General features: G+C 63.7%; 11 protein-coding genes. All 11 read left to right on the top strand.

Annotation, left to right across the window (positions count from 1 at the left end):
• Nucleotides 1-131: 131 nt before the first annotated feature.
• The 11 genes from HLG82_RS05000 (at nucleotide 132) to HLG82_RS04950 (ending at nucleotide 11,668) form a co-directional block, all read left to right on the top strand.
• The gene (locus HLG82_RS05000; protein ID WP_193327592.1) at nucleotides 132-1,463 is read left to right on the top strand and encodes a replication-associated recombination protein A; all 1,332 of its coding nucleotides are present in this window, start codon (nucleotides 132-134) and stop codon (nucleotides 1,461-1,463) included.
• A 123-nt stretch (nucleotides 1,464-1,586) separates the two neighbouring features.
• Nucleotides 1,587-2,207 carry a 30S ribosomal protein S4 gene (gene rpsD, locus HLG82_RS04995; RefSeq protein WP_193327591.1) on the top strand — a complete coding sequence of 207 codons (621 nt, stop codon included), beginning with the start codon at nucleotides 1,587-1,589 and terminating at the stop codon, nucleotides 2,205-2,207.
• Nucleotides 2,208-2,274: 67 nt separating this feature from the next.
• On the top strand, nucleotides 2,275-2,634 hold the full coding sequence (locus tag HLG82_RS04990; protein ID WP_193327590.1) for a DUF948 domain-containing protein: 360 nt from the start codon (nucleotides 2,275-2,277) through the stop codon (nucleotides 2,632-2,634).
• Between the two features lie 70 nt (nucleotides 2,635-2,704).
• Entirely contained in the window at nucleotides 2,705-5,368 is a 2,664-nt protein-coding gene (gene alaS, locus HLG82_RS04985) for an alanine--tRNA ligase (protein ID WP_193327589.1), read from the top strand.
• 3 nt (nucleotides 5,369-5,371) lie between these two features.
• The gene (gene ruvX / locus HLG82_RS04980; protein WP_193327588.1) at nucleotides 5,372-5,842 is read left to right on the top strand and encodes a Holliday junction resolvase RuvX; all 471 of its coding nucleotides are present in this window, start codon (nucleotides 5,372-5,374) and stop codon (nucleotides 5,840-5,842) included.
• Nucleotides 5,835-6,995, top strand: a complete 1,161-nt coding sequence (mltG, locus tag HLG82_RS04975; RefSeq protein ID WP_193327587.1) for an endolytic transglycosylase MltG — start codon at nucleotides 5,835-5,837, stop codon at nucleotides 6,993-6,995. The genes ruvX and mltG overlap by 8 nt, the downstream gene beginning before the upstream one ends.
• Nucleotides 6,992-7,693, top strand: a complete 702-nt coding sequence (locus HLG82_RS04970) for a hypothetical protein (protein ID WP_193327586.1) — start codon at nucleotides 6,992-6,994, stop codon at nucleotides 7,691-7,693. Before mltG ends, HLG82_RS04970 begins: the two co-directional genes overlap by 4 nt.
• Before the next feature lie 37 nt (nucleotides 7,694-7,730).
• Entirely contained in the window at nucleotides 7,731-8,300 is a 570-nt protein-coding gene (locus HLG82_RS04965) for a hypothetical protein (RefSeq protein ID WP_193327585.1), read from the top strand.
• A gap of 40 nt (nucleotides 8,301-8,340) precedes the next feature.
• On the top strand, nucleotides 8,341-9,555 hold the full coding sequence (gene aroC / locus HLG82_RS04960) for a chorismate synthase (protein WP_193327730.1): 1,215 nt from the start codon (nucleotides 8,341-8,343) through the stop codon (nucleotides 9,553-9,555).
• Complete coding sequence (gene aroB / locus HLG82_RS04955; RefSeq protein WP_193327584.1) at nucleotides 9,555-11,120, top strand: 3-dehydroquinate synthase; 1,566 nt, start codon at nucleotides 9,555-9,557, stop codon at nucleotides 11,118-11,120. The genes aroC and aroB overlap by 1 nt, the downstream gene beginning before the upstream one ends.
• Nucleotides 11,117-11,668: a shikimate kinase gene (locus tag HLG82_RS04950; RefSeq protein WP_193327583.1), complete on the top strand. Its 552-nt coding sequence runs from the start codon at nucleotides 11,117-11,119 to the stop codon at nucleotides 11,666-11,668. Before aroB ends, HLG82_RS04950 begins: the two co-directional genes overlap by 4 nt.
• The last annotated feature ends 57 nt before the right edge of the window (nucleotides 11,669-11,725 follow it).

Raw genomic sequence — 11,725 nt, 5'->3', positions numbered from 1 at the left:
TATTCCAAGCGGGAGGAGATATTGGGTGCCGTTCACTGACAGCGCGAAATTCCGCGCATAACCCGGGGATGAGCTTGCAGGTACATGGGCCACGAAACTACCTTGTCGGCGCGGCGTACTATGCTAGCGCTATGGATCTGTTCGACTCCCAAGGCTTTGACGACGCCGGCACGCCCGTGGATACGTCGGCGCCCCTTGCCGTGCGAATGCGCCCACGGTCGATCGATGAAGTGCTCGGGCAAGGGCACCTGTTACGCGAGGGCCAACCACTGCGACGCCTCATTGAGCCTGGTGGTGGCGCGCCGTCCTCCGTGTTCCTGTGGGGGCCTCCAGGCATCGGAAAGACGACCCTGGCCTACCTAGTGGCCCGCCAAGGCAACCGGCGCTTCGTTGAGATCTCCGCCGTCTCCGCCGGCGTGAAGGAACTGCGCGCCGTCATCAATGATGCCCGCGGCCACCTGGTCACCTACGGGCAAGAGACCGTTCTTTTTATTGACGAGGTTCACCGGTTTTCCAAGACCCAGCAGGATGCGCTGTTGCCTGCGGTTGAAAATGGCTGGGTGATACTCATCGCGGCGACGACTGAAAACCCCTCTTTTTCGGTCATCTCCCCGTTGCTGTCGCGCTCGCTTCTGCTCACGCTCCATCCTTTGTCCGACGCCGATATCGAGGCACTGGTGCGGCGCGCGTTGGAAGACGAGCGTGGGTACGGCGGGGGCGTCACGGCGAGCGAGGAAGCGATAGGCGAGATTGTTCGGCTGGCGGGCAATGACGGGCGGCGTTCGCTGACGATTCTTGAGGCTGCGGTGACCAGCGATTTTCTCACGCTCGAGGACGTCGAGGCCGCGGTGGACGTCTATGCCGTGCGTTACGATCGCGATGGGGACCAGCATTATGACGTGATCTCGGCCTTCATCAAGTCCATCCGCGGATCGGACGTGGACGCGGCCATCCACTACCTGGCTCGTATGCTCGAGGCGGGGGAGGACCCGCGGTTCGTGGCACGGCGGCTCATGATTTCCGCCGCGGAGGACGTGGGCATGGCCGATCCGTCGGCGCTCCAAACGGCAACCGCGGCCGCCCAGGCTGTTGCCCTCGTGGGAATGCCGGAGGCACGGATCATCTTGGCGGAGGCTGTGGTGCACCTTGCCACCGCGCCCAAGTCCAATCGGGCCTACCTGGCCATCAACAAGGCGATAGCGGACGTGCGCGCGGGAAAGATTGGCGCGGTGCCGGTTCATTTGCGCGATCAGTCGCTCAAATCCTCCCGCATCGCCGCCGATTCGACCGGTAAGAACAAGCCCTACGATTACCCTCACGATTCGCCCGCAGGCGTGGTGGAGCAGCAATATCTGCCCGATGAGCTGGTGGGGACCGTCTACTACGAGCCTCTCGAGCGCGGGTACGAGGCCAATGTCACGTCGAGGATGGCCCGGGTGCAGGCGATTCTTCGGGGGCATTGATGCTAATCTTGTGAGGTTGCTTCGCCGAAGTGACGCTCCGTCATGGAGCACCCCTGGGACCTTAGCCGTTTAGTTGTTGGTCCCGTGCACATCGCACGCCATGAGTCGACAGGAGATTTTTACATGGCAACAAACCGTTCCCGTAAGTCGGTGCGCCAGTCACGCGCCCTCGGTATTGCTCTGACCCCGAAGGCTGAGCGCCTCATGCAGCGCCGCCCCTACCGCCCTGGCGAGCACGGCCGTGGCCGCGTCAAGGAATCCGATTACTCGATTCGTCTGAAGGAGAAGCAGCGTCTGCGCGCCCAGTACGGCATCCGCGAGGCTCAGCTGCGCAAGGTCTGGGACGAGGCTCGCAAGATGGAAGGCATGTCCGGCGAGAACCTCATCGAGCTGCTCGAAATGCGTATCGACGCCCTCGTTCTTCGCGCCGGCTTCGCCCGCACGATCGCCCAGGCTCGTCAGGTCGTCGTTCACCGTCACGTCATGGTCGATGGCAAGATCGTCGATCGCCCGTCCTTCCGCGTCAAGCCCGGCCAGGTCCTTCAGATCAAGCCGCGCTCGCAGGCTTCGGCACAGTTCATGGTTGCCGCCCAGGGCCAGCACGCTGACGTCCTTCCGGCCGTTCCGGACTATCTGTCTGTTGATCTGACCAAGCTCCGCGCCGAGCTCGTGCGCCGCCCCAAGCGCGCCGAGGTTCCGGTGACCTGCGAAGTTCAGCTGGTCGTCGAGCACTACTCGCGCTAAGTCGTCTTTCGCACAACGCGCCGCGGTTTACCCGTGGCGCGTTGTCATATCCCGATAGGCTATCCCCATGGCAGAAATTACTCTTGGGCAAATTGCAGGTCTCCTCGCCGCGATCGGCTTCCTCGTGCTCGTTTACTTCTCGATTAAGCCGTTGCGCAAGGTCTCCGGCGTACTCGACAGGCTGACCGAGTCATTGCGCGAACTGACCGAACACACGCTTCCGGCTATTGATGAGGCGGCACAGACCGTCGCTCAGGCCAATCTTCAGGTCAAGAAGCTCGATGCCATCACCGACGCGGCCACACGTGCAAGTGAGGACATCTCGGCCATGACCACGCTCGTGACGTCAACCGTTGGCGCGCCTTTCCTTGCCGCCCGTCGAGGTGCCGAGAAGGTTAAGGACGTCTTTGGGGCGTCCAAGTCCTAGTTTTCGAAAATACTTCATAGACCACCTAAAATGAGGTGTCATCGCGCCTCAAGACACTATAGGGAGCACAATGCGTACCTCTGAGATTCGTAGCCGCTGGCTCGAATATTTCCGTAAGCATGAGCATGAGATCGTTGATTCGGTGCCGCTCGTGTCCCCGGATCCGTCCATTCTTTTCACGATTGCCGGCATGGTCCCCTTCATTCCTTACATCGTGGGCACGGAGGCTGCGCCCTTCCCGCGTGCGGCTTCAGTGCAAAAGTGTATCCGCACCAACGACATTGACAACGTTGGTCGCACCACCCGCCACGGTACGTTCTTCCAGATGTGCGGCAACTTCTCCTTCGGCGATTACTTCAAGGAGGGTGCTATCGATCTTGCCTTTGGGCTGCTGACCTCTCCCGTTGACGAGGGTGGTTACGGGCTGGAGAAGGATCGCTTCTGGGTCACGATCTGGGAAGAGGACGAGGTTTCGTATAACCACCTGACGAAGGTGATTGGCCTCGATCCCAAGCACGTCGTCAAGCTCACCCGCGAAGAGATTTTCTGGTCCACTGGCCAGCCGGGCCCTGCCGGCGGTTGCGCCGAGATTCATTACGACCGCGGCCCGGACTTCGGCCCCGAAGCTGTGGGCGGCAACATGGATCCGGGCGGCGACCGTTACCTCGAGATCTGGAATCTCGTCTTTGACGAATTCTTGCGCGGCGAAGGCACCGGCAAGGACTATCCGCTCCTGGGCAAGCTAGATCAGACAGCGATCGATACCGGCGCCGGTTTGGAGCGCATTGCTTACCTTCTCCAAGGTAAGAAGAACATGTACGAGATCGACGAGGTATACCCGGTCATCGCCGCGACCGAAGAGCTTACGGGCAAGAAGTATGGCGCCAGCGAGGAAGACGACGTGCGTATGCGTATCGTCGCCGACCATGTGCGTTCGGCGCTCATGCTCATTGGAGACGGTGTACGCCCGGGCAACGATGGGCGCGGCTACGTCCTGCGCCGCCTGATCCGCCGCGCGGTGCGTTCTGTTCGTCTACTTGGTTACGACGCCGTGGCGCTGCCGACTCTTCTGCCGGCGTCGATGAACGTCATGAAGGATTCCTACCCGGAGCTTGAGCGCGACTTTGCGCGCATCAGCCAGATCGCCTACGGCGAGGAGGATGCCTTCCGGCGCACGCTCGAGTCCGGCACGCAGATCTTTGACGTTGCTGTGGAGAAGTCGAAGGCCGACGGGATCGTCCTGCCGGGTCAGACCGCCTTCACCCTTCACGATACGTACGGTTTCCCGATCGACCTGACGTTGGAGATGGCCCATGAGGCCGGCGTCGATGTTGATGAGGAGGGCTTCCGGGCGCTCATGCAGGAGCAGAAGGACCGTGCCCGCGCGGACGCCATGGCCAAGAAGACCGGTCATGTGGACGCCTCGGTTTACCACAAAATCGAGGAGCAAGCCGGCGGCGGCACCCATTTTTTGGGGTACACCGACTACTCGGCGGACGGCAAGGTCGTTGCTATTCTTAAGGACGGCCAGCCTGTGCCGTTCGCGCAGGCCCCGGCCGAGGTCGACGTCGTTCTCGATCAGACCCCCTTCTGGGCCGAGCAGGGCGGCCAGCTTGCCGATCATGGAACTATCTCCGTGGCCGGCGGCTACCTGGAGGTTAACGATGTCCAGATGCCGATCAAGGGCTTGTTCGTGCACCGCGCCTCGTTGACCGAGGGAAGCGTCGCAATCGACGACGCCGTCTTCTCGCAGATTGACGTGGATCGTCGCGAGCAGATTGCCCGCGCTCATACCTCGACGCACATGGTGCATGAGGTTCTGCGCGAGGTGCTCGGACGCGAGGCCACCCAGGCAGGTTCGGAGAACGCTCCTTCGCGCATGCGTTTCGATTTCCGCCACGGCTCCCAGGTTTCGGCTTCGGAGCTCGGTGCTATCGAGGCTGAGGTCAACTCCAAGCTTCAGGACAACCTCGCGGTGACCGATCAGATCATGGGGCTCGACGAGGCGAAGGCCCTCGGCGCCACTGCGCTGTTCGGTGAAAAGTACGGCAAAGAAGTGCGCGTGGTCTCCATCGGAGGCGACTGGTCGCGCGAGCTGTGCGCGGGAACGCACGTGGGGGACACGGGCGAAATCGGCCTCGTGTCGATTCTCGGCGAATCCTCGATCGGCTCCGGCGTTCGCCGCGTGGAGGCGCTTGTGGGCCGTGGCGCGTACGCCGAAGGTGCGAAGGAGCGCGCGCTCGTCTCGCAGCTGACGTCCATGACTCGTGTTCGTGCAGAGGAGCTTCCCGAGCACATCGATGCCCTCATCGCCAAGCTTCGCAAGGCGGAGAAGGATCTCGAGACGTTGCGCACCGAAAGGCTTGCCTCCAACCTCGATGGCCTGCTCGCGGCACGCCAAGACAAGAATGGCATCGCCGTGGTCGCCCACGATTTTGGTCAGGATGCCGATTCCAACCAGGTCCGTCAGCTCGCCACCCAGTTGCGTGAGCGCCTGGGGCAAGCTCCGGGCGTCGTGGCCTTGACCGCGGTTGCCAAGGGGCGGCCCTCGATCGTCATCGCCACGAACGAGGCCGCACGGGAGCGCGGCGCGAAGGCCGGCAAGCTCGTCTCCATCGCCGCCAAGATCCTCGGCGGCGGAGGCGGCGGCAAGGACGACATGGCTCAGGGCGGCGGCCAGGATCCCGCGAAGATTCGCGAGGCTCTGGATGCAGTCGTCGCACAGATCGGCTAATCGTTGAGGATTGGAGTACGCTTCGGGATCGACGTCGGCGCGGCGCGCGTCGGCGTCGCCCGATGCGACGCCTTCGGGATTCTCGCCACGCCGGTGGCCACGCTAAAAAGTGGACGCGGCGACCTCGATAGCGTGGCCAAACTCGTCCGGGAGTCCCAAGCCCTCGAGGTGATCGTCGGCTTGCCGCTGAACATGGACGGCACCGAAGGCAAATCGGCAAAGATGGCCCGCAGGTGGGCCGTGCGGCTCTCGCGCAAGATCGCACCGGTACCGGTGAGAATGATCGACGAGCGCTTGACGACAGTCCAGGCTCATCGTCAGCTTCACGAGGCCGGGCGGAAAGAGATCACCCACCGCAGTGTGGTCGACCAAGCGGCGGCGGTTATCATTCTTGAAAACGCGCTAGAACAAGAACGAGTAAGTGGTCGTGCGCCAGGGAAACTGGCGTTGGCTGTGGAGGAAGAACGTGTCTGAGCTTTTTGATCAACTCCCTAACGCTCAAGCCAAGCGCCAGGCGGCCGCTGAGCGCGCCCGGCAGCGTCGGCGTCGTAAGCTCCGCACGATGGTCGTGACCTTTGTGGCGGTCGCGCTCCTGGCCATGTCCTCGGTGATCGCGTGGCCCCACGTCAAGACTCTCTTGGACCTGAGCGGCACGGCCGCGGCGGATTACGAGGGCGAGGGCTCAGGGGAGGTCATCGTGACCATCCCCGAGGGCTCAACGGGTCGGGACATCGCCCAGATTCTTTTGTCGAACCGCGTGGTTGCCTCCGAGCGCGCGTTCATCGATGCGTTTAATAACGACAAGCGTGCCGCCTCCATCCAGGCGGGCTCCTACAAGCTTAAGCAGAATATGTCGGCGGTGTCGGCGCTGGCCGGTCTGCTCGATCCCGATAGCCGGGCTGAAATCTCCGTGACCATTCCGGAGGGCTTCACCGCAGCTCAGATTTCGGCGCGGCTGGTGAAGGTCATGGGATACGACGCGGCCGACGTCGACAAGGTTCTCGCCGATCCCGCCGCCATCGGCCTCCCGCAGGAGGCGGGCGGTAAGGTGGAGGGCTGGCTCTCGCCGGTGACCTACACCTTCGCCCCCGATACGACGCCGAAGGAAGCGCTCTCGGCGATGGTCTCGCAGCGCGTGAGCGAACTGAACTCGATGGGGCTACCGCGTGAGAAGTGGCAACGGACGATCATCGTCGGCTCGATCGTCGAGCGCGAGGTCAACTGGCCCGACTATTACGGCCAGGTCGCCCGCGTCATTGAAAATCGGCTGACGGACACCTCGCAGGTTAACGGACGCCTCCAGATGGATTCGACCGTCTTGTACGGGGTGGGCAAGTCCGGTGGTGTGCCGACGAAGGAAGAAATTGAGGCCGACACCCCCTACAACACCTACCGCAACGCCGGTCTTCCTCCCACGCCGATCTCGAACCCGAGCGCGGCCGTCATTGCTGCCTCTGCAAATCCGCCTCAGGGCGATTGGCTGTACTTCGTGACCGTGAACCTTGAAACGGGCAAGACGAAGTTCGCTAACAACCTCGACGAGCACAACACCTACGTCGGTGAGCTTCGCCAGTGGGTGGCTGATCACCCGGGCCAGGCGCAGTCGTCGGGGGCGAGCGGGCGTTGACCTTCGCTATCAGCGGCCTGCCACCCGCGGCGTTTGCGCGTCTCAGTTTCGAGGTCGCGCACGACGACGTCGCCCAGCTTCTCGATAGCTACGCCGGCGAGGGGGTCATTTTCACCATTGATCCCCGTCCCGCGCTACGAGAGGCGTGCGGCTTCCTCGATGGCATTGCCGGCCGCGTGGGCGCCGTTGACACGATTGTTTTTCAGCCGATGGGCGCTTCGCGAATGACGGTCGGGTTCGCGGCTCTTCCTGGGGCCCTTGGCCGTGCCATGGACCAGGTCTTTGGCGTGCACTCGGGCCAGTCGGGCAGCTCGATGGCAGTCATCGTGGGTTCTGGGGCGGAGGCCAGCTGCGCTATTGCGGCAGTGGTGCAGCACGGTTATCGGCAAATCTGCATCGCTTCCGCTGTGCCGGGCCCAGCCATGAGTGCGGCGCATCGCATGGGCGTGGACGTCGAGTCGGTGCGGCCGGATTCCCTCGGTGACCTTGACATCGGCGTGCTCGTGAACACGGTTGACGAGCACGTTGCTGCTCGCCCCGCGGCCGTGGTCGATCTTTCCTCAACCTGGGGCGACTTCGACGGTCCGATGGTCGATCGCCAGCTCGTGATGGCCCTGCAGGTGCAAAGCCAGCTTCGCGCTGTGACGGGCTCCAGCCCCTCCATAGAGGAGATCCGGTCCGCCTTGGCTGTGGATTAAAAATCAGGCGGCGCTCGTAGATCGCTAGCCTGAGGGCATGAGTCATCCACTTCTTTACGGCACCCTGTCGAATCGGCGCGCAGTGGCCCTCGCCCTGAGCGGCGCGCTTATCACGCTCGCCGGCGTTTATGCTTTTGCCGGGACCGCCCCCAGTGTCACCTGGACGTGGTGGCCAAAGGCGGCGCTAGGCGCGGCGTTCTATATGCCTCTCACGATTAACGGCTGGATCGACGCCCGCCGGCACGTGCTTGTCAAGAACTTCACTCACCTCGCGGCGGCGATGTGGCTCGTCGGCGTCGTGTTCGTGAGACCGCCCTGGCATTCGTTGCTGATGGCGCTCGTAGTAGCCGTGCCGATGGTAGGGACTTCCTACCTGTCCGGTGGCCGCCTGCTGGGAAAGGGAGATGCCCGCCTGATCGCGGTCCTGGCCATGTGGAACTGTCTGTGGCATCCGTGGGGCGCCCTGACGATGATAACGCTGGCTTTCCTCGGTCACGCCGTGTACGTGACGGGCAGGTTCGTTGCGCGGCGGGCAAACCTAACCTCCCGCCACGCCCTCGGCCCGTGGCTGGTGATGGGTTCGTGGCTGACGTTCGTTCTCTTGTGAGCCGAGGCATCTCTGGCCTCAAGATGGCACAATGGAACCCATGATTCGTTGGAGCACAGCAGGGGAATCGCACGGGCGCGCGTTAGTCGCTCTTTTGGAGGGCATGCCAGCGGGCGTGGCGGTCACCAGCGGGGACATCGAGCACGCCCTATGGCGGCGGCGCTTGGGATACGGACGCGGCTCGCGGCAGAAGTTTGAAAGAGACGAGCTGACGATCCTGAGCGGGCTTCGCCACGGCTCGACTCTTGGATCGCCCATCGCCCTCGAGATCGGCAATTCCGAATGGCCGAAATGGGAGACCGTGATGAGTCCCGATCCGGTGGCACCGGAGGCACTGCTGATCGATGCCGGCACGGGCGATGAACGTGAGGTCTCACGAAACAAGCCGTTGACGCGGCCGCGGCCGGGGCACGCGGACCTCGTGGGGATGAACAAGTACGGATTCGATTCGGCGCGCCCGGTCCTCGAGCGGGCATCGGCCAGGGAGACGGCGGCTCGGGTCGCGGTGGGCGAGCTCGCCAAGCAGCTGCTTCGCCAGGCCGCCGGCGTGGAGATCGTTTCCCACGTGGTCGGGGTCGGCCAGGTGCGTGCGCCCGAAGGCATTGGCCTTCCACGGCCGGCGGATGTCGCCGCGCTTGATGAATGCGACGTCCGCCAGCTCGATTCGGGCCTCGCGCAGTCGTTGAGGGACGAGATTGATCGCGCGAAGGCGGATGCTGACACACTCGGCGGCGTCGTCGAGGTGGTCGCATGGTCGGTGCCCCAGGGCCTTGGCACACACGTCAGCGGCGCCGATCGACTCGACGCGCGCCTGGCTGGCGCCCTGATGTCCATTCAGGCGGTCAAGGGCGTTGAGATCGGCGACGGCTTCGCAACGGCCGCCCGCCGCGGCTCGATGGCCCATGACGAGATGAGCCGCAAGGGCGGGCGGATCGCACGTGAGACGAACCGCGCCGGAGGAATCGAGGGCGGAATGTCCAATGGCGAGCCTGTGGTGGTTCGCCTCGCGTTCAAGCCAATCTCGACCGTTCCCCGCGCGTTGCGCACGGTGGACACGCAGACGGGGGAGCCGGCTACCGCGCTCCATCAGCGGTCTGACACGACCGCCGTGGTACCGGGCGCGGTGATCGCCGAGGCGATGGTGGCGCTCGTGCTCGCACAGGCTCTGGTCGAAAAGTTTGGTGGGGATTCCCTCGCCGAGATCCAACGTAACCTGCGGGCGTGGTGGCAGTCGATCCCTGAGGTGCGCCGCTGATGGGTGCCCGCGCTATTTTCATCGGCATGCCCGGCGCAGGTAAATCCACGGTGGGTAGGCGGGTAGCCGCGGCTCTGGGACTCGAATTTCGCGACTCGGACGAGCTGATTGCCCAGCGTGCGGGCCGAAGCGTCGAGACAATCTTTGCCACTGACGGCGAAGACGTCTTTCGTGAGCTGGAGGCGGATGCGGTCGAGTGGGCTGTCGAAGAATTCGACGGAATCTTGGCGCTCGGCGGTGGGGCCGTCCTTCATGAGCGCACGCGCCGCTTGCTCGCCGGTCAGCACGTTGTCCTGATCGAGGCGACGGATGAGGAACTCGTGCGCCGCGTGAGCCGGTCGCGTACCGTCAGGCCGCTGCTGCGCGAGGATCCCCAGGCCGGAATTTTGCGCCTTCGCCGCCAGCGCTCGACTCTCTATCACGGCGTTGCTAGCTATGTTGTGTTGTCAGATGCGCGGCCGGTTTCGCGGGTTGTCGATGAGGTGGTGAGTCATTTGAAGAATCCTTATGCCCGCATTGGCGTGGGCGGTAGCGAAGAGTATGACGTTGTCATTGGTAGCGGGCTCGCCTCCGAAGTGGTACGGCTCGCGGCAACCAAGGCGGCCGCGTTCGTCGTCTACGGCAAAGACGTGGAGCAGTACGCGCAGCCGATTATCACGGAGTTGAGAATTGCGGACGTGCCGACCGCGTCGTTCGGCGTGCCTCGTGGCGAGGACTGCAAGAGCACCGATGTCCTTCTTGACGGGTGGCGCGCGGCCGGCGAGGCACGCCTGGGCCGGGACGGGGTGGTGATCGCGATTGGCGGGGGAGCCACGACCGACCTTGGCGGTTTTCTCGCCGCTTCGTGGCTGCGCGGCGTCGCCGTCATCCAGGTGCCGACGACGTTGCTCGCCATGGTTGACGCCGCCGTCGGGGGAAAGACCGGGATCAATTCCGAGCACGGTAAGAACATGATCGGGGCGTTCCACCCGCCGCTGGGCGTGTTCTGCGACGTCTATACCCTGGCATCCCTCGACCGCGAGGAGCTGAGGGCCGGCATGGGGGAGGTCGCCAAGTGCGCGATGATTGCCGACACCGAGATCGGCCGCATCATTGACAGATCCGCCGACCCGTTCGGCGGCGAGGACCTGTTCGAGCTGATTTCCCGCAGCGTGCAGGTCAAGGCTGAGGTGGTGAGCGCGGATCTGCGCGAATCCGGCCGGCGCGAGTTTCTCAACTATGGCCACACTCTCGCCCATGCTATCGAGCTGCACTCTCACTATTCAGTGCGTCACGGCGAAGCGGTGGCGGTTGGATGTGTCTTCGCGGCCGCGCTATCGGAAGCTGCTGGGGTGGGACGGCGCGGGCTGGTCGAGCACCACCGGGCGCTCCTGAGCAAGCTCGGGCTGCCGACGACGTACGCGGGCGCGAGCCGCGAGGAACTCCTTCAGATCATGGGCTCGGATAAGAAGGTCAGAGATGGCAAGCTTCGCTTCGTCGTTCTGCGGGATCTGGGCGCACCCGAAATTTTGCTGGCGCCCACGCACGATCAACTTTCGCGGGCCTTCGAGGCGGTGGGCCTGTGAGTGCGATCTTCCTCGTCGGAGCGTCCGGCACGGGCAAGTCGGCGATCGTCAGCGCGCTGGGCGAGGCGGGCTGGACGGTTGCCGATGTTGACCTCGCCGTCGCTACACGGGTGGGCCTGACAGTCGCGGATCTCTATCTGCTAGTTGATCCGGAGGAGCGTCGGGTGCGGATCGCCGAGGCTATCGGAGAGTTACTCGATGATATCGAGGCCGATCCGAGCGGTTCGTGGGCTCTTGCGATTCCCTCCGCGGCGCTCGGAGAGTCTCTCGAGGCCGAGGGCCCGTTTGCGGGCACCAGGGACCGCCTTCGAGCCGCCGGTGAGGTTGTGCATCTGACCGCGGACCTGTCCACGCTCGTGACGCGCAACGGCCTGATCGGCCCGCGGTCAACGGCGGTGGTTATGCCGCGTAAGGAGTTCCGCGCGATGCTCGAGCGCCGCACGCCTATTTACGACGCCGTCTCCACCGCCACGTATGATACAACGGCTTCCACTCCGGCCGTCGCGGCCGAGGAGATCGTTTCCCTCTTAGGGGCGGGATCAGGCTAGGGTAGCCTACTTGAGGATCGCCTTACCTTCGTTGTTATTGGAATCCTTCCAAACTAC

Origin of the sequence: Trueperella pecoris (genome assembly GCF_014926385.1) — a bacterium.
Lineage (GTDB): Bacteria > Actinomycetota > Actinomycetes > Actinomycetales > Actinomycetaceae > Trueperella > Trueperella pecoris.
This window is presented reverse-complemented; position numbering and strand designations above follow the sequence as displayed.